Origin of the sequence: Streptomyces iconiensis, from assembly GCF_028657195.3 — a bacterium.
GTDB classification, from domain to species: Bacteria; Actinomycetota; Actinomycetes; order Streptomycetales; family Streptomycetaceae; genus Streptomyces; species Streptomyces iconiensis.
On the sequence record NZ_JANCPR020000081.1, the window covers coordinates 1 to 25,123 of the forward strand.

The 25,123-nt window shown below is 70.4% G+C and carries 21 protein-coding genes; 5 read left to right on the top strand and 16 right to left on the bottom strand.

Annotation, left to right across the window (positions count from 1 at the left end; all coding sequences use genetic code 11):
* Nucleotides 1-12: 12 nt before the first annotated feature.
* Nucleotides 13-1,584, bottom strand: coding sequence for a metallophosphoesterase (locus NMN56_RS41305; RefSeq protein WP_274040204.1), 1,572 nt, complete (start codon nt 1,582-1,584; stop codon nt 13-15).
* Between the two features lie 58 nt (nt 1,585-1,642).
* On the bottom strand, nt 1,643-1,879 hold the full coding sequence (locus tag NMN56_RS41310) for an SCO4848 family membrane protein (RefSeq protein WP_274040537.1): 237 nt from the start codon (nt 1,877-1,879) through the stop codon (nt 1,643-1,645).
* A 183-nt stretch (nt 1,880-2,062) separates the two neighbouring features.
* Here NMN56_RS41310 and NMN56_RS41315 point away from each other — a divergent pair, with 183 nt between their 5' ends.
* Entirely contained in the window at nt 2,063-3,409 is a 1,347-nt protein-coding gene (locus NMN56_RS41315) for a D-alanyl-D-alanine carboxypeptidase family protein (RefSeq protein WP_488199821.1), read from the top strand.
* On the opposite strand, the gene NMN56_RS41320 is transcribed toward NMN56_RS41315, so the two are convergent.
* The 3 genes from NMN56_RS41320 to trpS all read right to left on the bottom strand — a co-directional run bounded on the left by NMN56_RS41320 (nt 3,315) and on the right by trpS (nt 6,170).
* Nucleotides 3,315-4,289 (bottom strand): YihY/virulence factor BrkB family protein, encoded by a 975-nt coding sequence (locus NMN56_RS41320; RefSeq protein ID WP_274040205.1) that lies wholly within the window; start codon nt 4,287-4,289, stop codon nt 3,315-3,317. The genes NMN56_RS41315 and NMN56_RS41320 overlap by 95 nt on opposite strands.
* Before the next feature lie 144 nt (nt 4,290-4,433).
* Nucleotides 4,434-5,075, bottom strand: a complete 642-nt coding sequence (locus tag NMN56_RS41325) for a 2'-5' RNA ligase family protein (protein WP_274040206.1) — start codon at nt 5,073-5,075, stop codon at nt 4,434-4,436.
* An 81-nt stretch (nt 5,076-5,156) separates the two neighbouring features.
* A complete protein-coding gene (gene trpS, locus NMN56_RS41330; RefSeq protein WP_274040207.1) occupies nt 5,157-6,170 on the bottom strand; it encodes a tryptophan--tRNA ligase in 1,014 nt (337 codons plus the stop codon).
* 348 nt (nt 6,171-6,518) lie between these two features.
* Between trpS and rocD the strand changes: the two genes are divergently transcribed.
* Nucleotides 6,519-7,739 (top strand): ornithine--oxo-acid transaminase, encoded by a 1,221-nt coding sequence (rocD, locus tag NMN56_RS41335; protein ID WP_274040208.1) that lies wholly within the window; start codon nt 6,519-6,521, stop codon nt 7,737-7,739.
* Between the two features lie 404 nt (nt 7,740-8,143).
* On the opposite strand, the gene NMN56_RS41340 is transcribed toward rocD, so the two are convergent.
* Nucleotides 8,144-9,574 carry a purine-cytosine permease family protein gene (locus NMN56_RS41340; RefSeq protein WP_274040209.1) on the bottom strand — a complete coding sequence of 477 codons (1,431 nt, stop codon included), beginning with the start codon at nt 9,572-9,574 and terminating at the stop codon, nt 8,144-8,146.
* 200 nt (nt 9,575-9,774) lie between these two features.
* Nucleotides 9,775-11,274 (bottom strand): MocR-like pyridoxine biosynthesis transcription factor PdxR, encoded by a 1,500-nt coding sequence (gene pdxR / locus NMN56_RS41345; RefSeq protein WP_274040210.1) that lies wholly within the window; start codon nt 11,272-11,274, stop codon nt 9,775-9,777.
* A 47-nt stretch (nt 11,275-11,321) separates the two neighbouring features.
* Here pdxR and NMN56_RS41350 point away from each other — a divergent pair, with 47 nt between their 5' ends.
* Nucleotides 11,322-11,792: a carboxymuconolactone decarboxylase family protein gene (locus tag NMN56_RS41350; protein ID WP_274040211.1), complete on the top strand. Its 471-nt coding sequence runs from the start codon at nt 11,322-11,324 to the stop codon at nt 11,790-11,792.
* Between the two features lie 134 nt (nt 11,793-11,926).
* The gene (locus tag NMN56_RS41355) at nt 11,927-12,610 is read left to right on the top strand and encodes an isocitrate lyase/PEP mutase family protein (protein WP_274040539.1); all 684 of its coding nucleotides are present in this window, start codon (nt 11,927-11,929) and stop codon (nt 12,608-12,610) included.
* 196 nt (nt 12,611-12,806) lie between these two features.
* Here the strand turns inward: NMN56_RS41355 and NMN56_RS41360 are convergent, their stop codons facing one another.
* The 7 genes from NMN56_RS41360 to NMN56_RS41390 all read right to left on the bottom strand — a co-directional run bounded on the left by NMN56_RS41360 (nt 12,807) and on the right by NMN56_RS41390 (nt 22,675).
* On the bottom strand, nt 12,807-13,880 hold the full coding sequence (locus NMN56_RS41360) for a CopD family protein (protein ID WP_274040212.1): 1,074 nt from the start codon (nt 13,878-13,880) through the stop codon (nt 12,807-12,809).
* An 85-nt stretch (nt 13,881-13,965) separates the two neighbouring features.
* Nucleotides 13,966-14,928 (bottom strand): ABC transporter substrate-binding protein, encoded by a 963-nt coding sequence (locus tag NMN56_RS41365; protein ID WP_274040213.1) that lies wholly within the window; start codon nt 14,926-14,928, stop codon nt 13,966-13,968.
* A gap of 194 nt (nt 14,929-15,122) precedes the next feature.
* A complete protein-coding gene (locus tag NMN56_RS41370; RefSeq protein WP_274040214.1) occupies nt 15,123-16,085 on the bottom strand; it encodes a glycine betaine ABC transporter substrate-binding protein in 963 nt (320 codons plus the stop codon).
* Nucleotides 16,086-16,149: 64 nt separating this feature from the next.
* Nucleotides 16,150-18,192 carry an ABC transporter permease gene (locus tag NMN56_RS41375; protein ID WP_274040215.1) on the bottom strand — a complete coding sequence of 681 codons (2,043 nt, stop codon included), beginning with the start codon at nt 18,190-18,192 and terminating at the stop codon, nt 16,150-16,152.
* Between the two features lie 55 nt (nt 18,193-18,247).
* Nucleotides 18,248-19,405: a quaternary amine ABC transporter ATP-binding protein gene (locus NMN56_RS41380; RefSeq protein ID WP_274040216.1), complete on the bottom strand. Its 1,158-nt coding sequence runs from the start codon at nt 19,403-19,405 to the stop codon at nt 18,248-18,250.
* Nucleotides 19,405-20,967 carry a GMC family oxidoreductase gene (locus NMN56_RS41385; protein WP_274040217.1) on the bottom strand — a complete coding sequence of 521 codons (1,563 nt, stop codon included), beginning with the start codon at nt 20,965-20,967 and terminating at the stop codon, nt 19,405-19,407. The genes NMN56_RS41380 and NMN56_RS41385 overlap by 1 nt, the downstream gene beginning before the upstream one ends.
* Before the next feature lie 214 nt (nt 20,968-21,181).
* On the bottom strand, nt 21,182-22,675 hold the full coding sequence (locus NMN56_RS41390; RefSeq protein WP_430542840.1) for an aldehyde dehydrogenase family protein: 1,494 nt from the start codon (nt 22,673-22,675) through the stop codon (nt 21,182-21,184).
* A gap of 215 nt (nt 22,676-22,890) precedes the next feature.
* Here NMN56_RS41390 and NMN56_RS41395 point away from each other — a divergent pair, with 215 nt between their 5' ends.
* Nucleotides 22,891-23,751, top strand: a complete 861-nt coding sequence (locus tag NMN56_RS41395) for a hypothetical protein (RefSeq protein WP_274040219.1) — start codon at nt 22,891-22,893, stop codon at nt 23,749-23,751.
* Nucleotides 23,752-24,195: 444 nt separating this feature from the next.
* Here NMN56_RS41395 and NMN56_RS41400 read toward each other — a convergent pair whose 3' ends face one another.
* Together NMN56_RS41400 and NMN56_RS41405 are read right to left on the bottom strand one after the other, a co-directional pair.
* Complete coding sequence (locus NMN56_RS41400) at nt 24,196-24,624, bottom strand: nuclear transport factor 2 family protein (RefSeq protein WP_274040220.1); 429 nt, start codon at nt 24,622-24,624, stop codon at nt 24,196-24,198.
* A 186-nt stretch (nt 24,625-24,810) separates the two neighbouring features.
* Nucleotides 24,811-25,123: ArsR/SmtB family transcription factor (locus tag NMN56_RS41405; RefSeq protein ID WP_283742565.1), on the bottom strand; the 313-nt coding region annotated here is incomplete at its 5' end.

Consider the following 25,123-nt stretch of genomic DNA (forward strand, 5'->3'; position numbering starts at 1 on the left):
GGTGGGTGGGTGTCACGCCCGGGGGGACGCGAGCTTCACGATGGTCACGTCGGACTCCGCCCCCACCCGCACGGGCGGCCCCCAGGCTCCCGCGCCCCGGGTGACGTAGAGCTGGGTGTCGCCGTAGCGCTCCAGCCCGGCGACGGTCGGGTTGGCGAGTTCGGCGAGGAGCGGTCCTGGCCAGAGCTGTCCGCCGTGTGTGTGGCCGGAGAGCTGGAGGCCGACGTGGTGGTCGACGGCCTCATGGATCTGCACGGGCTGGTGTGCCATCAGTACGGAGGCACGCGAGGTGTCCCGGTCGCCGAGGGCCTTCTTGAAGTCGGGGCCTTCGCCCTGGTCCTCGCCCTGTACGTCGTTGACGCCGGCGAGGTCGAAGCCGGGCAGCTCGCGGCGCGCGTTCTCCAGCGGGTGGACGTCCAGCTCGCGGAGGTGGTCTATCCACTCGCGCGCGTCACCGAAGTACTCATGGTTGCCGGTGACGAAGAACGAGCCGTCCCTGGCGCGCAGTTGGCGCAGTGGTTCGGCCGCCGGGCCGAGGTCGGCGACGGAGCCGTCGACCAGGTCGCCGACGATGGCGACGAGGTCGGGCTGGGCCCCGTTGATGGTGTCCACGATGCGCTGGGTGTGACCCCGTCCCAGTATCGGGCCGAGGTGGATGTCGCTGACCACCGCGATGCGGTAACCGTGAGCGCGTCTCCCCAGCTTCGCCAGCGGCACGGTGACGGTCTTGAGCGTGGGCCCGTTCAGCACGCTGACGGCTCCGGCCGCCGTCGTCCCCAGCCCGGCGACACCGGCCGAGACGGCGAGCGTCCGCGCGAGGAACACACGCCGCGAGGGCACCCCGCGCCCGGAGTCCGCAGCGGGCCCAGGCACGGGCACGGACGCGGGCACGGACGCTGACGCCGTAGAAGCGCCCGCGCCACCGGATACACCGGGTCCACCGGATCCACCGGCCCCGTCCACACCAGCTGCCGAGCCGGCCTCGTCGGCCCTGACGGCAACGGCGACATCCCCCTCCTCGGCCGGGGCCTCCTCGGCCCCGGCCCCAGCCCCGGCCTCAACCGCCCCGGCACCGGCCGCACCAGCCGCACCAGCCGCACCGACTCCAGCCCCAGAAGACGCAGGCGCAGGCGCAGGCGCAGACACAGGCGCACCCCCACCCGCGTCGGCAGCCGCACCCGCACCCCCACCCGCGTCGGCAAGCGCAGACACAGGCGCAGGCTCAGGCGAAGGCGTCCCCGTACCGTGCCCTCCCCCGAGGGCACGGCCCCAGGGCGTGCGCCGTACGACGAAGCGGGCGGCCTCGCCCACCAGCAGGGCGAGCAGCAGGTAGAGGAGGCAGGCGAGCCACATGTAGCCGGGCCAGGCGGCGGCGCGCTGCACGCTGAAGGGGGCGCCTGAGCGGCTGGTGACGAGGGCCGCGACCGTGGTGAGCGGCAGCAGGACGGCGAGCACGGTTCCCGTCCGCCGCCACGCGCCGCCGGGGCGCGAGACGTCGCGCACGAAGCGGCGCCACAGATACCAGTGCGCCCCTACCAGTGCACTCAGCACCGTCAGCGCGATCAGTACAAACACAACCACCATCAGCGTCCCGCCCCTCGCTCTCGCGCTCGTGTGCTCGCGTGCCTTCCCCGGCCTCCGGCTACCGCCGTGCGGCCCTCAGCCCCCGGAGTCCGAGCAGACCGATCGCCGTTCCCAGCAGGAAGGAGGTGATGGCCAGCAGCAGATGGACCCAAAAGTAACCCGTCGGGTCACCGGCATCGTCGAACGCCAGCCCGCTGCCGTCCTTCCACAGGTTCTTGACGAACGTGATCCAGACAAACCAGGACCACACACCAAAAGCCAGGAGGAACCAGGAGACAGGACGGGAAAGCACCAGCCCGTTCCGGCGTGTACCGGACTCGGAAGGTGCGGGAGAGGTGTCGTGCATGGCTTCAAGTATGGACATCGGCCGATGAGCGTCCCCAGGAGGGGCTAACGGCTCCCCAAGAGGGCGTAACGCTGAACACAAGCGGCCGATCTCCAGTCCCACAACCCGCTCGTTGCCCTGTACGTTCGCAGGGTGCCCAATTTTTCGTATTGTTCAGACCGCGCCACGCGCTCCCGCCGCGCAAGCGCTCTCCCCCGCCTCTCCCGCCTTACCGGCCTCGCCTGCGCCGCGCTCTCGTTCTCGCTGGTCGCGGCCCCCGTCGCGCATGCCGACGAAAGTCCGGAAGGCAACGGGAAGCAGCCCCAGCCGCCGTCCCAGATGTCGACCGTGGGCGGAGCACGCCTCGGTCTCCCCGGTACGCAGGTGAAGCCGAAGGCCGGAGCGCCCGCGCTGCCCAAGAAGCTGTCCGCGCGGTCCTGGATCGTCTCGGACGCCGAGTCGGGAGACGTGCTCGCCTCGCACAACGCGCACTGGAAGCTCCCGCCCGCCTCCACCCTGAAGATGCTGTTCGCCGACACCGTTCTGCCGAAGCTGCCCAGCACCCGCACCCACAAGGTGCTGCCGTCCGACCTGCAGGGCATGGGCGAGGGCAGCAGCCTGGTCGGGGTGAAGGAGGGCGAGTCGTACTCCGTGCACGACCTGTGGCTCGGCGTCTTCCTGCGCTCGGGCAACGACGCGGTGCACGTGCTGTCCGCCATGAACGGCGGCAAGCCGAAGACCGTGCGGGAGATGAACGCGCGCGCCCGCGACATCCGCGCCCGCGACACCAACGTGATCAGCCCGGACGGCTACGACCACAAGGGCCAGGTCTCCTCGGCGTACGACCTCTCGCTGTTCGCGCGCTCGGGCATGCAGAACGCGGACTTCCGTGAGTACGCGGCGACGGCTACGGCGAAGTTCCCGGGCGAGACGCAGAAGCCGAAGAAGGGCAAGAAGGGCGCGGAGGGCGCCGAGGACGCCGGGGGCGACAACAAGCCGAAGCGCGGCAGCTTCGAGATCCAGAACACCAACCGGCTGCTCACCGGCGACGTGGGCATCGATCCGTACCCGGGCATGGCGGGGGTGAAGAACGGTTCCACCACGAACGCGGGCAACACCTTCACGGGTGTGGCGCAGCGCGGCGACCGTGTGCTGCTGGTCACCGTGATGCACCCGGACCAGACGGAGCCGCACGGGGTCTACAAGGAGACGGCCAAGCTGCTGGACTGGGGCTTCTCCGCGGCGAACAAGGTCGCTCCGGTCGGCAAGCTCGTCGCGCCCGGCTCGGGCCCCGACAGCGGAGCAGCCAGCGGCAAGGGCGGTCAGGCGGGTGGCGCGACCGACGCCAAGGCCGCGGCGCACACCTCGGGCAAGCCGTCGGGCGGCGCGGGGACGGCGCTCGGGATCACCGCCGGCTGTCTGGTTCTTCTCGCTCTGGTGGCGTACGCGGTGCACCGTCGCTGGCCGCTGCCTGATCTGGCGCGTCGCCGCCGTCGATGAGGTCCCGTACGGGCTGCTCGCCCTCGCCGCTCCCGGCGGGGGCCGTAGCGGTCCATGCGGCGCAGTACAGCAGCAGCTTGGTCATGAAGCTGATCCACAGCAGCAGCGCGATGGGCACACCGAAGGCGCCGTAGACGTTCTTGGCCGCGACTCCCTGGAGGTAGCCGCCGAGCAGCAGCTTCAGCAGTTCGAAGCCGATGGCGCCCTGGAGCGCGGCGGCGAGCGTGGCACGGCGCGGGGGCCGCACGCGGGGCAGCAGCGTCAGCACGTACCAGAGCAGTACGAAGTCGGCGGCGACGGCGCACACATAGGCGGCGGTGCGCAGCAGTACCGTGCCGATGCCGCCCTCGGCGAGCCCCACCCGTTCGGCGACCCAGGTCACGGCGGTCAGCGCGAAGGCCGAACCGCCGAAGGAGACCAGGCCGACGAGGCCCAGGCCCAGCAGGATGCCCAGGTCGGTGCCCTTGCGGACGAAGACGTTGCCCGGGTCCTCCTCCAGGTCCCACAGGGCGCGCAGGCTCTCGCGCAGCGTCCCCACCCAGCCGGCGCCCGTGAACAGCAGCAGGGCACCCGCGATGAGGCCGACGGTGCCCGCGTGGTCGACCAGCGACTGGATCTTGAGCTGGTCGGAGATGCCGGGCACCTGCTCGGTCAGCACGTCCTGGAGCTTGTTCATCTGGTCGTGCGAGAGCAGCGCAGCCGCGATGGCGGCGCCGACGGCGAGCATCGGGAAGAGCGCGAGGAAGCTGGTGAAGGTGACCGCCGCAGCGAGCCGCGTCCACTTGCGCGCGTCGAGGTGCTCGTAGACCCGCCACACCCGCGTGGTGAAGAACCACGCGACGAGCGGTCCGACGACGGGCAGCTTTGTCAGTTGCTCCACACCTGCCACCTGCCCGTTCGTCCCGCTTTCAGCCTTGCGGGGCAGCTTACGTACGCGCCCTGGGCAGCGTACGTACGCACCCTTGAGGACGCCGGACGCGACAGGCCGGAACGGTTGGGGGGCCGAGCCCGGGTGCGCCGTGCCTCAGAGCGTGGCGGGCGGGCGGGAGGTGGAGCGGCGCTGGGCCGGGGGGCGGCAGGCGGCCGTCACCGTGGCCGTGGTCGTGGGCGTGGCTGAAGGCCCTTTGGGAGCGGCGTCACCGAAGCCGAACTCCCGCTGGAGGCGCCAGACGCAGTCGGCGCCCTGTTCGTAGAGCGCGAAGCCGGTCGCGGTCCAGGCGGCCTCGAAGTCGGCCAGTTCCTCGTACGCCGTGTCCATCGCGTCCTCGGCGATGCCGTGCGCCACGGTGACATGCGGGTGGTACGGGAAGGCCAGCTCGCGCACCAGCGGGCCCTCGGCGCCGCGCACCCGCTCCTGGAGCCAGGAGCAGGCCGAGCCACCCTCGACGACGTTGACGTAGACGACGGGCGAGAGCGGCCTGAAGGTGCCGGTACCCGACAGGCGTACGGGGAAGGAGCGCCCGTTCAGCGCCACCCGCGCCAGGTGCGCGTCGATCGCGGGCCGCGCCGCCGCTGCCACCTCGGTGGGCGGCAGCAGCGTGATGTGTGTGGGAATGCCGTGGGCCGCGGGGTCGCCGAAGCCGGCGCGGCGTGCCTGGAGCAGGCTGCCGTACGGCTCCGGGACGGCCAGCGATACGCCGAGCGTGACGGTCGCTCCCGTGCCCATGTGGACTCCCATCGGTGTTCCGCTGTGTGATGTGGTGCGTGGCTGGTGTGCGTACCGGCGCCGTGCGGCGGCCGACTGCTGTCAGCGCTTGGCGGGCAGGAAGCCCACCTTGTCGTAGACCGTCTCCAGCGTCTCGGCCGCCACGGCCCTGGCCTTCTCCGCGCCGCGGGCGAGGATCGTGTCCAGCGTCGCGGGGTCGCCCAGATATTCCTGTGTGCGCTCCCGGAACGGTGTCACCCACTCCGTGACGACCTCGGCGAGGTCGGTCTTCAGCGCACCGTAGCCCTTGCCCGCGTACTTCTGCTCCAGTTCCGGGATTCCGGCCCCGGTGAGCGTGGAGTAGATGGTCAGCAGGTTACTGACGCCCGGCTTCTCGGCCTCGTCGAAGCGTACGACGGTGTCCGTGTCGGTGACCGCGCTCTTGAGCTTCTTCGCGGTGGTCTTCGGCTCGTCCAGGAGGTCGATGATGCCCTTCGGCGTGGAGGCCGACTTGCTCATCTTGATCGTGGGGTCCTGGAGGTCGTAGATCTTCGCGGTCTCCTTGAGGATGTACGACTCCGGGACCGTGAAGGTCGCGCCGTACCGCCCGTTGAAGCGCTCCGCGATGTTCCGCGTCAGCTCCACGTGCTGGCGCTGGTCCTCGCCGACCGGCACCTGGTCGGCCTGGTAGACGAGGATGTCGGCGACCATCAGCGCGGGGTAGGTGAACAGCCCCACGGTGGTGTGGTCGGTGCCCTGCTTGGACGACTTGTCCTTGAACTGGGTCATGCGCGCGGCCTCGCCGAAGCCGGTGAGGCACTCCACGACCCAGCTCAGCTGGGTGTGTTCGGGCACATGGCTCTGCAGGAAGATCGTGCAGCGCTCCGGGTCGAGCCCGGTGGCGAGGAGCTGGGCCGCCGCGAGCCGGGTGTTGGCGCGCAGTTCGGCGGGGTCCTTGGGGATCGTGATCGCGTGCAGGTCGACGACCATGTAGAACGCGTCGTGGGTTTCCTGGAGCGCCACCCACTGGCGCACGGCGCCGAGGTAGTTGCCGAGGTGGAACGAACCGGCGGTGGGCTGGATCCCGGAGAGCACGCGAGGACGATCGTTGGCCATGAGGCCCATTGTCTCAGGTCCCTCACAGCGCCCGTGACCCGATATCGGGTGAGCTCCCGCACGGGGTTCCTTCGCAGGACGCCTGGCGAGAGGGGTGCCCAGGGATTGCGCTAGAGGCCCGGCCACGGGCCCGCCACGACCCGGCACGCCCCCGCCGCGGAGCCACGATGACAGGGACCCGCGCCCCTGACGGGCACGCCGTCGGGAACCCTTCGGGTACGGGGCCCGGGCCCCTGACATGACTGGGTAAGGGGATGTTCCTGCGTGAACCGGGCGGTGGACGATAGAAAGGTGCGGCCCCACAGGGCGGGCCAGTCGGTTTTTTGCCAGACGAACGGAGACCCCGTGATGTCCACCTCGCACGCGACAGGATCATCCGGTGCGCTGATCGCCACCGCCGAGGCGCACAGCGCCCACAACTACCACCCGCTCCCCGTCGTCATCGCCTCGGCGCAGGACGCGTGGATGACCGACATCGAGGGCAACCGCTATCTCGACATGCTCGCCGGGTACTCCGCGCTCAACTTCGGCCACCGCAACCCCCGCCTCATCGAGGCGGCCAAGGCACAGCTCGACCGGGTCACGCTGACCTCGCGGGCCTTCCACCACGACAGGTTCGCCGAGTTCTGCGCCCGGCTCGCCGAACTGTGCGGGATGGACACGGTGCTGCCCATGAACACGGGCGCCGAGGCGGTGGAGACCGCCGTCAAGACCGCGCGTAAATGGGGCTACCAGGTCAAGGGCGTACCGGAGGGGCAGGCGAAGATCGTTGTCGCGTCCGGCAACTTCCATGGCCGTACGACGACGATCGTCAGCTTCTCCACGGACGAGGAGGCACGCGCCGACTTCGGCCCGTACACGCCCGGCTTCGAGATCGTGCCCTACGGCGATCTTCCGGCGATGGAGGCGGCGGTCGACCAGAACACCGTCGCCGTTCTGCTGGAGCCCATCCAGGGCGAGGCCGGCGTACTGGTTCCGCCGCCCGGCTATCTGCCCGCCGTACGCGAACTGACCCGCAACACGGGCACGCTGTTCATCGCCGACGAGATCCAGTCGGGGCTCGGCCGCACCGGGGCCACGTTCGCCTGCGAACACGAGGGCGTCGTCCCCGACATGTACGTACTCGGCAAGGCGCTGGGCGGTGGCGTCGTGCCCGTCTCCGCCGTCGTCTCCCGCCACGACGTCCTCGGCGTCTACCGTCCCGGCGAACACGGCTCCACCTTCGGCGGCAACCCCCTCGCGTGCGCGGTCGCACTGGAGGTCATCGACATGCTCGCGACCGGTGAACTCCAGCAGAGAGCAAAGGAGTTGGGTGAGCACCTGCACCACGAGCTGGGGCTGCTGCCCGCAGGAACGGTCAGCGAGGTGCGGGGCCGCGGGCTGTGGGCGGGCGTCGACATCGACCCGTCGCTCGGCACGGGCCGCGAGATCTCCGAACGGCTCATGGCACACGGCGTCCTGGTCAAGGACACCCACGGCTCCACCATCCGCATCGCCCCGCCCCTGACCATCGCCAAGGAGGACCTGGACTGGGGCCTCGCCCAACTCCGCACCGTGCTGGCCGGCTAGCCGTTCTGTCCACCGGCGCATGCCAGTTGCCCGCGCCCCTCACGGGACGCGGGCAACTGCGCGGCCTGCCCGCCTCTCCGCCGGGTCGTCGGACAGGCTCGCTGGGCCCCGCCTCAGATCTCGCCGCGCCGCACGGCCGAGACGAAGGCGGCGAACGGGCCGCACGTCACGGTGCCCGCCGCCACATCTGTCCGATACAGAGAGGCCCCGAAAGAGCCCCAAAGGGGCGCGGGGAACTGCGCGACCAGCCACAACGGGCCCGCAGCCGGCAACACACCCAGGGGGCAGCACCGTGCCCCGCCGCGAGGCGAACCCGCGGTCGGCAACGCACCCAAGGGAGCAGCGCCTTGGCCCGCCGCAAGGCGAAGGTGGCGCCCTGGCCCGCCGCGAGGCGGAACCGGCACTCAGCGCCCTGGCCCGCCGCGAGGCGAAAACGGCAGGGTGGCGAGGAAGCCCAGCGCGAGGGCTGCGAGGACGCCGAGGTTGGCCGCCGCCCAGGTGCCGGTACGGCCGCCGAGGCCGACCGGGTCCAGCAGGTAGCCCTGCCAAGTGAGCCAGGAGGCACCGGAGTTGGTGACCAGGCCCCAGCCGACCGCCGTCGCGCACGCCAGCAGCGTGACGGGCAGCGCGCGGACATCGCCGTAACGGCCCTCGCGGCGGAAGAGGTCCGCGTCGTCGTACGGGCGTGAGCGCCGTGCCAGGTCGGCGAGTACGATCCCGCACCAGGCCGCGATCGGCACACCCAGCGTGGTGAGGAAGCCCATGAAGGCGCCGAGGAAGTCGTCGGCGAAGAAGACCAGCGCGACGGTACCCGCGATCATGAGCGCACCGTCGATCGCGGCGGCCACGTAGCGCGGGACGCGTACCCCGACGGCGAGCATCGCCAGCCCTGAGGAGTAGATGTCCAGTACGGCGCCGCCGATCAGCCCCAGCACGGCCACCACGGCGAACGGCACCAGGAACCACAGCGGCAACAGCGTCGTGAGCGCGCCGATGGGGTCGGCGGCGACCGCGGCGCTCAGGCCGGGCGAGGAGCCGGCCAGCAGCAGCCCGAACACGAGCAGCACCAGCGGCGCGGCCGAGGCGCCGAACGTGGTCCAGCCGACGACAGCGCGGCCGTGCGTACGGCGGGGCAGATAGCGGGAGTAGTCGGCGGCGGTGTTGACCCAGCCCAGGCCGAAGCCCGTCATCACGAACACCAGGGCTCCCAGCACCTCCTGCGCTGAGCCGGAGGGCAGCGCGGAGACCCGTTCCCAGCGGATCTCGTCGGCGACGAGCCCGACATAGGCGAGGGTCAGCACGCCGGTCACCACCGTGATCACGGTCTGGAGGCGCATGATCAGTCCGTATCCGGCGACGCCTGCCGCGACCGTCAGCACCGAGACGGCCACCAGCGCGGCGACCTTGGTTCCCGTACCGCCGCCCCAGCCCAGCCGGTCGAAGACGGTGGCCGTCGCCAGGGTGGCCAGCGTGACGAGCACCGTCTCCCAGCCGACGGTCAGCACCCAGGAGACGGCGGAAGGCAGCCGGTTGCCCCGCACGCCGAACGCGGCGCGGCTCAGCACCATCGTCGGCGCCGAACCGCGCTTCCCTGCCACGGCGACGAGCCCGCACAGCAGGAACGAGAAGAGGATGCCGACGACGCCAGCGGCCAGCGCCTGCCAGAACGAGAGTCCGAACGCGAGCGTGAAAGAGCCGTAACTCAGGCCCAGTACCGAGACGTTGGCCCCGAACCACGGCCAGAACAGGCCGGCGGGGCGTGCGGTGCGCTCGGCCTCGGAGATGACGTTGAGCCCGTTCTCCTCCACCGCCACGGTGGACCCCGCCTTCGTCACCTGCGGAGCCTCCGGGCGGTCCGCGCCCCGCCAAGGTCGCGGGACGCCGCGCGCCCGTCAAGACCGCGCCGCCCGGTCGGGCACCCGTAGTCGGTCGGTCGGGCACGCGTAGTCGGCCGGTCGAGCAGGCGTAGTCGGTCGAGCAGGCGTAGTCGGTCGGGCACGCGTAGTCGGCCGGTCGAGCACGCGCCAGCCCCCTCTCACGCGCACGTGCCGCTGTCCGTGAGGGCGTCGCACAGGGCTTCCAGTGCGGCGGGGTAGGCGTGTTCGGGCGGGGTGCCGTAGGCGACGACCAGCGCGGGGCGCGGTACGGGGAGCGGTGGGGCCGCCGGGTGGCGGGCGTCCGAGAGCGGGTCGAGGCCGACGCCCCCGCGGCGTGCGGCGCGCAGCACGGCGGACTCGTCGGCGCCCGGCGGCAGTTCGACGACCGCGTGCAGACCGGCCGCGATGCCCGTCGCCCGCACCCGCGGAACACGGGCGGCGAGCGCCTCCACAAGGCGGTCCCTGCGGGCGCGGTAGCGCTGGCGCATCGCGCGCACATGGCGGTCGTAGGCGCCGCGTTCCAGGAAGTCGGCGAGCGTGAGCTGGTCCAGCGCGCCCGTGGTCCACTCGGCCGGTGTCTTGGCCGCCAGCACCGGGTCGACCAGATGCGGGGGCAGCACCATCCAGGCCAGTCGCAGCGCGGGCGCGAGCGCCTTGCTGGCCGTACCGAGGTACACCACCCGGTCGGGGTCGAGCCCTTGCAGCGCGCCCACCGGGTGCCTGTCGTAGCGGAACTCGCCGTCGTAGTCGTCCTCCAGCACCAGCCCGTCCCGGCGCCTGGCCCAGTCGATGACGGCCGCCCTGCGGTCGGGGTGCAGCGGTACACCCGTCGGGTACTGGTGTCCTGGCGTGAGCAGCGCAGCGCGTACGCGCGCGAAACCGGGCCGCGCGTCCAGGTCCGTGGTGCGGGCTCCGTGCGCGTCCACCGTGAGGGGGCGGGTGCGCGCACCCGTGGACTCCAGCAGGTCGCGGTGGAAGTACAGCCCGTACTCCTCGACGGCCACGCCGCCCTCCAGCACCCGCGCCAGCAGCGCGAGGCCCTGCGCGAACCCCGCGCACACCACGATGCGTTCGGGGTCGGCGCGCACTCCGCGCGCACGTGCCAGGTAGCCGGCGAGGGCGCCGCGCAGCTCGGGCGTGCCCCGCATGTCGCCGTGCGAGAAGGAGCGCGAGGGCGCCGCCGTCAGCGCACGCCGGGCCGAGGCGAGCCACGCGGAACGGGGGAAGGCCGACACGTCAGGAGCGCCCGTACGCAGGTCGTGCACGGGCCGCTCCGCCCATCTGCCGCCTGGGCCGGGTTGCGGACGCGTGTCGGCCGGTGGCCCGTGGCGCAGGGTGCGCGCGGGCGTCATCGGCACGGCACGCCGCGCGACCCGCGTACCCGAGCCCTGGCGGGCCGACATCCAGCCCTCGGCGACGAGTTCGGCGTAGGCGCCCGCCACCGTGTTACGGGCCAGGCCCAGATCGGCGGCGAGCGAACGGGACGAGGGCAGGCGCGTACCGGCCGTGAGCCGGCCGGTGCGGATCGCGTCCCGTACGGCGGCGATGAGCGCGGCGCGCGGGGTGCGTTCGCCGGTCGTTGCCAGGTCCAGATGCAGATCGGATCCGGCGGCCGTGGGGATGGTGACGCCCTCCACAGTGGCCCAAGGTTCTGACATGAGAGTGGACCATACGCGTGGCCCACTCCGGCCGTAGTCTCAGGGACATGACGACCTCACCGCGTATGAACCCCTGGAAGCACTCCCCCGCCCTCTACAAGGCCATGGCCGCGTTCCAGGCCGCGGCGTCCGAGGGCGCCGACCCCGTCATCGGCGAACTGGTCAAGATCCGCGCCTCGCAGATCAACCGGTGCGCCTACTGCCTCGACATGCACTACGCCGATGCACGCAAGCAGGGCGAGACGCAGCTGCGCCTCGACCTGGTCATCGCCTGGGAAGAGGCGGGCGACCTGTTCACCGAGCGCGAGAAGGCGGCGCTCGCACTGACCGAGGCCGTCACGGAGCTGACCGACGGCTTCGTCCCCGACGAGGTGTACGAGCGCGCCGCCCAGCACTTCGACGAGCCCGAACTCGCCTCGCTCATCGCGCAGATCGTCGCCATCAACAGCTGGAACCGTTTCCAGGTGACCACCCGGGCGGTCCCGCAGGGCCTCGCCGACCTGGAAGCGGGCCGGTGACCGGCCCCGCACACGCGGCGGGCCCCGCACACGCCGCGGGGCACCACTCCGACACGGGGCGCCGCGACGACACGGGGCACCATGCCGATGCGGGGCCCTCGCCCGACGCGGGGCACTCCCCCGGCGCCGCACGCTTGCGCGCGCTGCACGAGGCGCGGGCGCCCGGCGACCCGCTCGTGCTGCCAGGCCCCTGGGACGCGGGCAGCGCACGGATCTTCGCGGACGCGGGGTTCGGGGCGCTGGCGACGACCAGCCACGGCGCGGCGCGCGCGCTCGGCTACGAGGACGGCGCGTGTCCGGCGGACGAGATGTTCGCCGCTGTCGCGCGCATCGTACGGGCCGTCGATGTTCCGGTCTCCGCCGACATCGAACGGGGATACGGGCTGCCGCCCGCTGAGGTCGCAGCCCGCCTCCTCGACACCGGCGCCGTGGGCTGCAACCTGGAGGACACCCACGAGGGCGCCCTCGTGGACGTCGCCCGCCAGGCGGACTTCCTCGCCGGGGTACGGGACGCGCTCGGCCCCGCGCCGTTCCTCAACGCCCGCGTCGACACCTACCTGCGCGGCTCTTCCGACCCCCTCGCCGCCGCGCTGGAACGGGGCCGCGCCTACGTGGCCGCCGGCGCGGACAGCGTCTACCCGTTCCGCGCGCCCCCGGAGGACCTCGCGGTCCTCTCCGCCGAACTGGGCGTGCCCGTCAACGCACTGGCCGAGCCGGGTGGGCCGTACCCGGCCGCCGTCACCCGCATCACCTTCGGCGGTGCGCTCGCCACGCGGGCGAGCGCCGCCACCGCGGACCTCGCCCAGCACTTGCGCTGAGTGGCGTTGCCGCCGCCCCCCTCTTTCCGCCGCGACGGCACGCAACCGGCCCGAACGTGACCGGCGGTGCCAAACGCACCGCGGCATTCCGGCGCCACCACACGCCGGTTCGGCACCGCCGGACACCACCGCCGTGGTCACGCGCCGTCGCGGCGGGACAGGGGGCCGGAGACGGCGGGGCCGGACCGGATACGGGTTACGTCGACGGGGGGACGGGCGCAACCGTCAGCAGCGCGGAGAGGACGACGACCGCTCCGAGTGCGGCCAGTTCGGCCGCTGTGGGGCGGAGGACGGCGCCGTACGTCGTACCTCTGTCCCGGCTCTTGACCAGCACGTGCCGGGCGAAGAGGGCACAGACGCCGACGGCGGCGACGAGGACCAGCTTGGCGATCAGGGTGCGGCCGTAGGCGGAGGAGAGGACGGCGTCCAGCGGCAGCCGCCGCAGCGTGCTGAACGTACCCGTGACGCAGATCGCGGCGAACAGCCAGAACGCGCGGCGCGCGTAGGCCGCGAGCAGGGCGCGGGCCGCACCGGGTTCGCCGTGCCAGGCGCGCATCGTGCGCAGCACCTGGATGAGGCCGCCTGTCCACAGGATGGTGGAGGAGAGGTGGACGAGGGTGAGGGCGATGCCGATGGCCGGGGTGTTGGACTCCGGGTGCGCCCGGAACGCCTCGCACAGGACGACGCCGGACAGCGGCACGCACGCCCACACGGGGTGCCGCATGAAGAGGCAGAGCGCGCAGAAGAGGAAGCCGTTCGCCTCCAGGAACGCGATACGGCCGTCGCGCGTGCCGTAGATCTCGCTGAGCTGCGGCAGCCCCGCGGTCAGTGAACCGTCGCCCGCCGCCGCCATGGACGCCAGTCCGAGCGCGGCGATCATCCCGGCGATGGCCGCGTACGCGCCCACGGCGGGCGGGGAGCGGCGTGCCGCCGGGTCGCCGGGGAGGGTGCGCGCGACGCCTCCGGCCAGCCGTTCCCCCGCGACCTCGCCGATCTGCACGCACAGCGCGACGAAGAGGACGGAGCGCAGCAGGGCGGTGGCGCCGCCGCCGGGTATGTGGATGTCGTGGGTGCTGTCGGTGGCCAGATCGGTGCCCAGGAGGGCCACGGCGACGAGCACGGCCGCACAGCCCGCGACGAGCAGCACCGGCAGGAGCGGCCGTTTGCGGCCACTGTCCTGCCGGCTGTCCCGTGGCGCGCGGTGGCGGCCTCCGCCGCTCGACGGTTCACGGGCAGGCGGGACGTGGGGCGACGAATCGGGCTGGTTCACGGCACGATTCTGCCCCGTACGCGGATGACTCCCAAAGGTGGGAGCCGGTCACTCCGCTTGGCCTGTGCCGTTCGGCCGGTCCTGCTCACTTCTCCTGGAGCCCCCAGAGCCATACCTTCCAGGTGCCGGGGTTCTCTTTGACCCACTTCTTGGCTGCGGCCCCGGGAGAAAGGCCGTCCTGGGCGATCATTTTGGCGACGGCGTTCTGGTCGTCCTCGCCCCATTGGAAGTTCTTGAGAAACTCGGCCGCCTTGCCGCCGTTCTTGCTGAAGTCGGCCGAGAGGTACTTTTTGAGCGGTGTCTCCGGGTAACCGCATGTGACGGTCTTGGGGTTCTTGTCGCAGCCCTCGTAGTGAGCGGGGAGCTGGACTTCCTTGAGGTTCGCTTCGGAGGCGAGCCAGTGGGGGCGCCACCAGTAGGTGAGGAACGGCTGGCGCTTCCTTGTCCGTTCCTGGATCTCCTCGATCTGCGCCTTCTCAGAACCGGTGTAGACGGTCTTGTAGTTGAGCCGCAGGTTTTTGATGAGCGCGTCGTCGCGGGTGAGGAATTCGGGGGAGCCTTCGATGAGTTGGCCCTTGTTCCCGCTCTTCGGCGTGCGCAGGAGCGGCGCGAGGTCGTTGAGCTTCTTCCAGTCGGTGATCCCGGGGTGCTTCTCGGTGAGGTACTCGGGTACGTACCAGCCGATCTTCCCCGTGACGCCGACGTCCCCCGCGCGGACGATGGTCTTCTTCTTGAAGACGTACTTCTCCTCCAGGTCCGGGTGGCCCCAGTCCTCAAGGATGGCGTCGGCCTTGCCGCCGCCCACCGCTTTCCAGGCGTCCTTCTCGTCCATCTGCCGGGTGCGGACTTTCTGGTCCAGTTCGTTCTCCAGCAGATATCTGGCGACGGCGACGTTTGCCTGCCCGCCGGTCCATGTGGGGCTGGTCAGCACGACGGGTTCGGCATGTGCGTCGGAGTCGGACGAGCACGCACCGAGCACGAGGGGGGCGAGAAGGGCGAATACGGCGGCCGTTGCCGGCACAGCCGTTCTTCTGGATATCAAATACATAGGGCGCGCTGATCCTGGAGGTGGGGAGGCCGGCACATGACCACCAAGATCATAACTGCCCCCGGAACGGCGTTCGTTCCGGGGGCAGTCGAATGTTCGCATGCACGGTAAACGCTCACGCGGAGCGTGTGTCCGCACGCGCCTGGTGACCCGCGATTGCGTGCTGCAATCGCGTCGTCACGCGCATGGGCGCATTACTTCTTCTTCGGGATCCACTTCTCCCACGTGGACTTGTTGTCCTTGATCCACGCGGCGGCTGCGTCCTCGGGGTCCATCTTCTTGCCGGCGATCATTCCGGCGACCTTGTTCTGGTCCTTGGTGGACCACTTGAAGTTCTTGATGAACTTCGCCGCATCGCTGTCGCTGTTTGCGAAGTCCTTGTTCATGAACTTCTCAAGCTGGTTGGTCTCGTAGCCGCACTTGGCCTTCGACTCGGGAACCTCGCAGCCCTTGGTGTACTTGGGCAGCTTCACCTCGACCATGTCGATCTGCTCGTTCATCCACTGCGGCTCCCACCAGTAGGTGAGGAACGGCTTCTTGGCGTCGTAGAGCCGCTTCAGCTCCTTGAGCTGGGCCGCCTCGGCGCCGGACGGGATGTGCTTGAACTTCATCCCGAGGTTCTTGATGAGGCCCTTGTCGTGCTGCGAGTAGGACGGCGCCGCACCGATGAAGTGGCCCTTGTCGCCGCTCTCGGAGGTCTTGAAGTCCTTGTAGTACTTGTTGAGCTTCTTGTAGTCCTTGACGACGTCGGGGTGCTTGTCGGCCCAGTACTTCGGCACGAACCAGCCGATGTGCCCGACGACGCCGAGGTCGCCGCCCGAGACGACGGTCTTCTTGTCCTCGACGTACTTCTTCTGCTTCTTCGGAACGCCGTGCCAGTCCTCAAGAATGGCGTCGGCCTTGCCGGAGTTGAGCGCGTCGAAGGCGACGGGCTCATCCATCTGCTTGGCCTCGACCTTGACGTCCATCTCGTCTTCAAGAAGCTTCTTGACAACGGCGGCGTTGGCGGTGGCGCCGACCCACGAGGGTTCGGCCAGAACCACCTTGTCATCGCCGCCGGCCTTGGTGTCGGCGGCGCCGCAGCCGGTGGCCAGGGCGAGAACGCTGACGATGCCCACACCGGCGAACGCCGTATTACGTATGCGATTGGGATTCATGAGTGCTCTGTTTCTCTCGTGAGGGTCGGAACCGGTTGACCGGCCCCGCGGGACACGTGCGGTGTCAGTCGCGTACGCGCCCCTTGGACGGCTGGGACAGACGGTCGAGCATGATGCCGAGGCAGACGATGGCGATGCCGGCGGGGAAGCCCTGGGAGAGGTTCCCCTTGGACAGGCCCTGCACCACCATGTAGCCGAGCGCGCCGCCGCCGATCAGACCGGCGATGACGACCATCGACAGAACCAGGACGACGCCCTGGTTGAGCGCGACCAGGATCGACTTGCGGGCCAGCGGCAGCTGCACCCCGAAGAGCTGCTGCCTGCCGGTCGCGCCGAGCGACGTGGCCGCCTCCATGGCGGCCGGGTCGACCTGGCGCAGCCCCTGTGCGGTGATCCGGATGACGGCGGGTGCCGCGTAGATGACGGCGGCGAGGATACCGCCGGTACGGTTCTGGCCGACCAGCGCGATCACCGGGATCAGGTACACGAACTGCGGCATCGTCTGCATGGTGTCCAGCACCGGCCGCATGATCCGCTCGACGCGGTCGATACGGGCGCACAGGATGCCGACGACGACGCCGAGGATGACCGTGAGGACAAGGCCGGCCAAGACCTGCGAGAGCGTGTCCATCGCGACGTCCCACAGGCTCATCCAGCCCACCAGCGCCAGGCAGATGACGCCGGTGAGCGCCGCGCGCCAGGTGCCGACGATCCAGCCGATGACGGCGACGAGCAGCGCCAGCGCCCACCACGGGGTCGCCAGCAGGCCGCTGCGCAGCGGGTTGAGCACGGACTCGGTGAAGCCCTCGGCCCAGGTGATCGTGCCGCCGAGTACGGGGATGCCGGAACCGATGTGGTCGGTCAGCCAGTTGACGGCCGTGTCGATCGGGTTGGTGAAGTCGACGGTCCAGCCGTCGGGCCACTCGCCCTCGCCGATGGCCGAGCCGATGGCGGCGAAGAGCGCGATCAGCACCGCGATCAGGCCCCAGACGGCCCGGCGCAGCCGCGCCATCGTCTTGGTGAGCCCGGCCTTCACGACGTCGTCGAGCCGTTCGCCCGCAGCGGCCGTCGTACGGTCCAGCAGCACGGCGAGCAGCACGACCGCGACCCCGGCGACCAGCGCCTCGCCGATCTTGAGGGCGCCGAGGGCCTGGTAGATCTCGTCACCGAGGCCACCGCCGCCGATCAGCGAGGCCAGGACGACCATGGAGAGACACATCATGATCGTCTGGTTGAGGCCCAGCATCATCTGCTTGCGTGCCAGCGGGAGCTTGGCCGTGACGAGCTGCTGCCAGCCGCTGGCGCCGAGCGAGGCCGAAGCCTCCAGCGCCGCCGGGTCGGCCGAGCGCAGGCCGAGCGCGGTGAGCCGGGCGATGGGCGGCGAGGCGTAGATGACGGTCGCGATCAGCGCCGAGGGTGTGCCGATGTTGAACAGCAGCACCAGCGGCAGCAGGAACGCGAACGCCGGCATGACCTGCATGGTGTCGAACACCGGGCGCAGGATCCGCTCGAAGCGGTCGGAGAGCCCGGAGGCGAGGCCGAGCAGGAAGCCCAGTACCGCGGCGCAGACGACGGCGACCACCATCAGCGCCAGGGTCTCCATGGTGGGTTCCCACACGCCCAGGATGCCGCAGATCAGGAAGACGGCCAGGCCCGTGGCGCCGGTGCGCAGCGCGCGCCGGGACAGGTCGGCGCCGCCGCCGGCCCAGGCGATCAGCGTGCCGATGACGGTGACGCCGATCCAGCCCATGGAGTCGAAGAGGCTGGTGATGCTGTCGACGGAGGACTCGGCCGCGTTGCTGAAGTGCAGCAGGAAGTACAGGAACAGCCAGTGGGTGTCCCTGTTGTCGACGAGCCAGTCGTCGAGGTCGTTCAGCGGCGACTTGACGTCGGCCGTCAGCGCGCCGGGCCACGCGCCTGAGCCGGAGACCAGTGCGCTGACGACGACCACGAGGACGGCACACACGAGCACGACCGCTTTGGGGTTGCCCAGGAAGCGGGAGAGCGCGGTGGGCGTGGTGTCGGGGCGCTCGGGAGCCGGTCCTTCTGCGGGGCCCGGCGTCGCGGGGCGTGCGTCCTCGTCCTTGGTGAGGGTCGGGGAACTCATATCAGCCCCCCGCAGCGTGGGGCCGCCTCCGGCGGGGCAGCGGCGTTGCCGTTGTTCATACGGCCGCCACCTCCTTCGCCTTGTCGCCGCCGCCGTCGCTCTCGCCCTCGCGGTTGATGCCCGCGACGACGGTGAGCAGGCTGGCGTGGTCGACGATGCCGATGGTGCGGCCGTTCTCGACGACGCGGCAGGACTCGCCGCTGCGCGCGACGGCCTCGATCGCCTCGGAGACCAGCGTGTCGGGCGCGAGCGTGGCGCCGCCCGTGGCGTCGGCGGCCTCACTGGCGTCCAGGGGGCGCATGGCACGGCGTACGGAGATGACCTGCTCGCGCGGCACGTCGCGGACGAAGTCGCGCACGTAGTCGTCGGCCGGGTTGGCGACGATCTCCTCAGGGGTGCCGAGCTGCACGATGGCGCCGTCGCGCATGAGCGCGATGCGGTCGCCCAGGCGCAGGGCCTCGGACAGGTCGTGGGTGATGAAGATCATCGTGCGGCCCTCCTCGCGGTGCAGCCTGATGACCTCCTCCTGCATGTCGCGGCGGATCAGCGGGTCCAGGGCGCTGAACGGCTCGTCGAACAGCAGCACCTGCGGGTCCACGGCGAGCGCGCGGGCGAGGCCGACGCGCTGCTGCTGGCCGCCGGAGAGCTGGCCGGGGCGGCGCTCGCCGAGGCCCTGGAGGCCGACCTTGTCGACCATCTCGGCCGCGCGCTCGCGGCGTTCGGCCTTGCCCATGCCCTGGATCTCCAGGCCGTAGGCGACGTTGTCGATGACGCTGCGGTGCGGCAGGAGGCCGAAGTTCTGGAAGACCATGGACGCACGGTGCCTGCGCAGGTCGCGCAGCGCGTCCTTGTCCATGCCGACGACGTCCTCGCCGTTGAAGTCGACCTTGCCCGCCGTGGGTTCGATCAGCCGGGTCAGGCAGCGCACCAGCGTGGACTTGCCGGAGCCCGACAGGCCCATGACGACGAAGACCTCGCGCTTCTCCACGTCGAACGACACGTCACGGACGGCGGCCGTGCAACCGGTGCGCTCGCGCAGTTCGGTGGCCGACAGCCCGGTCAGCGACGTGTCGCCGGGGATCTTGGACGCCTTCGGGCCGAAGACCTTCCACAGGTTGCGGACGGAGAAGACCGGCTCGGTCCCGGCGCTCGCAGTGCTCTCTGCGCGCTCCGCGCTCTTGGGGGCGTCAGTGGCTTCAGGGGCCTCGGACATCACGCAACACCTCCCGGTGCCGTAGTCGCTCGTTTGTCGGTCGCGGTGGGGTGGATGAGGGAGGCTGCCTTCTCGCCCAGCATCAGTACGCCGATCATCGGGTTCACGGCGGGCATGGTCGGGAAGACGGAGGCGTCCGCGATGCGGATGCCCGCCAGACCTCGTATCCGCAACTCGGGGTCCACGACGGCCAGTTCGTCGTCATGGGCGCCCATCTTGCAGGTACCGGCAGGGTGGTAGACGGTGTGCGCGACCTTGCGCGCGTACTCGCTGATCTCCTCGTCGGAGGTGACCTGGGGGCCGGGGCAGACCTCGCGCTTGAGCCATTTGGCGAAGGGCTCGGCCTGGGCGACCTTACGGGCGAGCTTGATGCCGTCGACCAGGGTGCGGCCGTCGTAATCGTTTTCGTCCTCGAAGTACTTGAAGTCGAGGGCCGGCTTGACCTCGGGGTCGGCCGAGGTGAGGTAAAGGCGTCCCCTGCTGCGTGCCTTGGGGATGTTGGGGGTCATCGACACACCGTGCTCGGGCCGTTCGTAGCCCAGCCGCTCGGGGTTGTCGGTGAAGGGGATCTGGTAGAAGTGGAACATCAGGTCGGGGCCCTCGGACTCCGGGTCCCTGCGCACGAAAAGGCCCGCGTCCGAGTCCATCGCCGAGTTGCCGGGGATGGGCCCTTCGGTCTCCCACACGATCACCGACTCGGGGTGGTCGATGAGGTTCTCGCCGACGCCGGGCAGGTCGTGGACGACGGGGATGCCCAGCGCCTCCAGGTCCTGACGCGGGCCGATCCCGGAGTGCAGCAGCAGCCGGGGCGTATCGACGGCGCCCGCGCAGACCAGCACCTCGCGCTCGGCCGTCAGCAGCGTCTCCTCGCCGTCCTTGGCGCGTACGCGCACACCCTTGGCGCGGGTGCCGTCCAGCTCCAGCTTGTACGCCCAGGTCTCCAGCATGATGTGCAGGTTGGGGCGGTCGCCGGCCTCGATGTGGGGGTGGAGGTAGGCGACGGAGGCCGAGGAGCGCTTGTTGTTCTCCGGGTGGTACGAGAGGTCGAAGAAGCCGACACCCTCGTAGAAGGGCTGGTCGTTGAAGCCGACGACCTCGGGGATGTCCAGCGCGTCCTTGGCGGCGTCGATCCAGTCCTGCGCGATGGCGTTCTGGTCCTTCTTGGCCACACGGACGACGTTGTTGCGCAGCTTCCCGAAGTAGGGGTCCATGGCCTGCGCGTTCCAGCCGGCGGCCCCGGCGCGCTCCCACTCGTCCCAGTCGGAGGGAAGCGGCTTGAAGGATATGAGGGTGTTGTGCGAGGAGCACCCCCCGAGAACCTTGGCGCGGCTGTGCAGGATGTGGGAGTTGCCGCGCGGCTGTTCCGTGGTCGTGTACTCGTAGTCGAGTTCACCGCCGAGCAGGCCCAGCCACTTGCGCAGGGTGAGGACCTCCGGCCTGTCGATGTCGGTGGGCCCGCCCTCGATGAGGGCGACGGTGACATCCGGATCCTCGGTGAGGCGCGCGGCGATCACCGAGCCGGCGGTTCCACCGCCGACGATCACGTAGTCATAGCTGGACATAGGGGTCTTGCTCCTTGGAGGGGTCCCACGCGTTCGCGGGTGTCGCGGTCGTTCAAGGGTGGTGCTGAAGTGCTACAGGACACTTGCGGGTGCTACGGGTACTGCTGAGGTATGCGGTACTGCTGAAGTACAAGGGGGGTACTGAGGCACTGGGGGCCGCGGGGATGACCGCGGCCCCCGGAAGACGTTCGGCGGGTGCCGCGAACGCGTTGCCTCAGCCGGCGAACCAGCGGACCGGTGCGGGACGCAGGTTCTCGTAGACGTGCTTGGTCTCGCGGTACTCGGCGAGACCGTGCGGGCCCAGCTCCCGGCCGACGCCGGACTTGCCGAAGCCTCCCCACTCGGCTTGCGGCAGGTACGGGTGGAAGTCGTTGATCCACACGGTGCCGTGGCGCAGCCGCGCGGCCACCCGGCGTGCCCGTGCGGTGTCACTGGAGAAGACGGCTCCCGCGAGGCCGTACTCGGTGTCGTTCGCCAGCGTTACAGCTTCGTCCTCCGTGCTGAAGCTCTCTACTGTCAAGATTGGGCCAAAGGTCTCTTCCCGGATCACGCGCATGCCGCGGTGGCAGTCGTCCAGCACGGTCGGGAGGTAGAAGTACCCCTCGGCGGGCCGGACTTGGGACGGCGCGGGGCGCTCGCCGCCGCAACGCAGCTTCGCGCCCTCGGCGAGCGCGGAGGCGACGTAACCCTCGGTCTTCTCCAACTGCTGCTGGGAGACGAGCGGTCCGCACTCGACACCGTCCTCGGTGCCCCTGCCGAGCCTGATCTTCCCGGCGCGCGCGACGAGTTCGGACACGAAGCGCTCCTTGACGGAGTCCTCGATGATCAGGCGGGCGCCGGCCGAGCAGACCTGGCCGCTGTGGATGAAGGCCGCGTTCAGCGCCTGGTCGACGGCGGTGTCGAAGCCCTCCTCCGTGGCGCAGGCGTCGGCGAAGACGACGTTCGGGTTCTTGCCGCCGAGTTCGAGCGCGACCTTCTTGACGCTCGGGGCCGCGGCCTGGGCGACCTTGGTACCGCTGGCGAGGCCACCGGTGAAGGAGACCAGGTCGACGTCCGGGTGTTCGGCCATCCGCGCGCCGACCGGATCGCCGGCGCCGGTGACGATGTTGGCGACACCCTCGGGAAGTCCGGCCTCGGCGAGCAGCTTGACGAGGTGCACGGTGGAGAGGGGGGTGACCTCGCTGGGCTTGATGACGAAGGTGTTGCCCGCCGCGACCGCGGGGGCGACCTTCCAGCTGGCCTGGAGGAGGGGGTAGTTCCAGGGCGTGATCATCGCGCAGACGCCCACGGGTTCGTGGACGACCACGCTGTGCACATCGGCGCTGCCCGCGTCGACGACACGTCCACCGGACTCGTTCATGACGAGGTCGGCGAAGTAGCGGAAGGCACTGGTGACATCGTCCACGTCGACCCGGCCCTCCTCCAGCGTCTTGCCGGTGTCGCGGGACTCGATGAGGGCGATCTCCTCACGGTCACGCTGCAACAGGTCGGCCACGCGCCGCAGCAGTGCGGCCCGTTCGGCGGTGGGGGTGGCGGGCCACTCTCCCGAGTCGAAGGCACGGCGAGCGGCGGCGACGGCCGCGTCGGTGTCCTCGGCGTCACCCTCGGCGACGACGGCGAGCGTGGTGGCGTCAGCGGGATCGAGGATCTCCCGCGTCCCGCCAGCCGTGGCCGCACGCCACTTCCCGCCTACGTGAATGCTCTCCATTACGGACACCTTGGGTACTGCCTCTCATCACTGCTGCGTTCTTACGGGGAGACCCCGCACCCCTGTTGTGGGGATTTGCCATGGCCCTGGGCAGATGGCAAGAGCGAACCCTGCCCCGTCTTTCGGATCTCATGTCTGAAATTCGTAAACAAGTGGTCTTCATCACTGGCCGACGTGCGGTCGCCGGAGGTGGAACGTAGGCTAAATAGGTCTATGTGCGCACAAGGCAGGGCAAGACCCTGTCCGCGTACCGCCGGCTGATCGGAGCCAGGGACATGCGAAAGCAGCACCGCACAGCACTGATCGTGGCCGTATGCGCTGCGACGACGGCAGGAGGCGGACTCCTCGCCCCGGCCAGCGCCACCCAGCGGGTCCACACGGAGGGTGACCGCCCGGATCTGACCGACCTCTCCGCCGAAGAAATCGCCGAAAAGGCATCGAAGCAGCTGAATTCTGCACGATCGCTACGGCTGAAAATGGAGGCGCGAGACCTCCGGCTGAATCTCACCCTCGACGAGAAAGCGAATTGCTCCGGAAAGGTGGAAATTCCCGGAAAGGGGTCGGTGAAGCTGATCAAGCGCGGCGGCACGATCTGGCTCAAGCCCAGCGCCGCGTTCTGGAGGGCCCAACTGGGCGCGGGCCAGGGCGAGTCGGCGGCCCACAAGTTCAAGGGCCGCTATGTGAAGGGCACCTCGGCCGACGCCGAACTCGGCGGCAAGGGCCTCGCCACGGCCTGCGACCTGGACGCCTTCCGCACCGCCTCGGGCGCGCAGCCGGGTCCGGGCCCCAGCTGGAAGCGCGGCAAGCCCGGCGAGATCGACGGACACCGCTCGATCCCCGTCACCCGCGCCCAGGAGGACGTGCGCGTCCGCATGCACGTCGCCACCGAGGGCAAGCCCTACCCGGTCAAGCTCGAACGCAAGGCAGGCGCCGACCGCGACGAGATCGCCCTCACCCGCTTCGGCAAGCCGGTCCCCAAGGGCACCCCGCCCGCCAACCGCACGATGACCGTCGAACAACTCCGCTCCCACCTCAAGAACTCCCAGGCGGAGGAACCGCGGACGGAGTCGGTCTAACGGGTTGACCCGGTCGAACCGGTTGGACGGGACGAACTGGTTGGACGAGTCGAACTGGTTGGACGAGTCGAACCGGTTGGACGGGTTACGGGGCCGCGGGGTGCGGGGTGGGCGCGGACGCGGGGTGCGTTGCGGCCCCGGCCGTGGGCGCGGATGCGGGGTGCGTTTCAGCTCCGGCTGCGGGGTGCGTTGCGGCCCTGGCCGTCGGGGGTCGGCGCCAGGGTGACCGCCCGCCGTCACGGCACCGTCACCGCCTCCCGCCAAGGCGGCTTCACCGAAGGCACCGGCCGTACGACGGGCCCCGTGCCCCGTCGTACGGCCGGCTGGGTGAACGAGGCGCTGGGCGCGAGCCGCTGGGCACGGGCCGCTGGCGCTGGCGCTGGCGCTGGCAACGGGCAACGGGCAACGGGCAACGGGCAACGGGCAACAAGTATCGGCAGCAGTTCAGGCCGTGCAGGCCGCCGCGATCTTCAGGCTGTCCTCGAAGATGTAGTACCGGGTCAACTCGCCGTTCTGGACGGAGAGGCGCAACGCGTAAGGCGTGGAGAACTCCTTACCTGTCGCTCGGACCCGCCCGGAGAGAGTTCCGGTGATCACCGCCTCCGTGCCGTCGACGACCAGCACATCGACGGGACGGCCTCCGCCTGCCAACGCAGCCACGCCAGCTGCCAGTTCGGTGAAGTGCGCGGCAACGTCCTCGCGGGTCTGTCGCGGGCGTATCCAGGGAACGACGGGGTTGTCCGCGATCATCCAGTCCACCTCCTCCGCGAACAGCGCCGCGATCCGCTCCGCATCCCCCTCTCCCACACGCCGCAAGAACTCCTCAACAACAGAGCGGGTGTCCTCGCTCGCGCTACCTGTCTTCTCATCCATGCCCCGCACCCTGCCGTGTCGCCCGACGAGGAGCGATTACCTCACGCGTCATCGACTACGGGACGGACATCGCACCAGGGCAGGAGAGGACAGGAGGGGACAGGAGGTGAGGAGCCGGCGAGGCATCGGCCAGGGGCACGCACCGGCACGGGCACCCGCCGGGAACCGGCCCCGGAAGAGCGAGGCTCAGTGCGGCCCCTCGCCGACCTGGGCCTGTACCAGGGCGTGACCCGCCTCCGTGCGGTAGTAGAGGACCGAACGCCCGGCACGGCGGCGCTGAACGAGGCGCGCGTCCAGCAGCACCCGCAGGTGGCGGCCGACCGACCCCAGCCCCTGACCCGTGAGCGCCACAAGATGCGTGGTGCTCTTCGGGCTGTCGAGCAGCACAAGCACAGCGGCACGCGCCGTCCCCAGCAACACCCCCAACCCCTCGGGTACCGGCGTCCGCTGCCCCTCCGCCAGCGCCCCGGCACACGGATACACCACCGCATACCTCGGC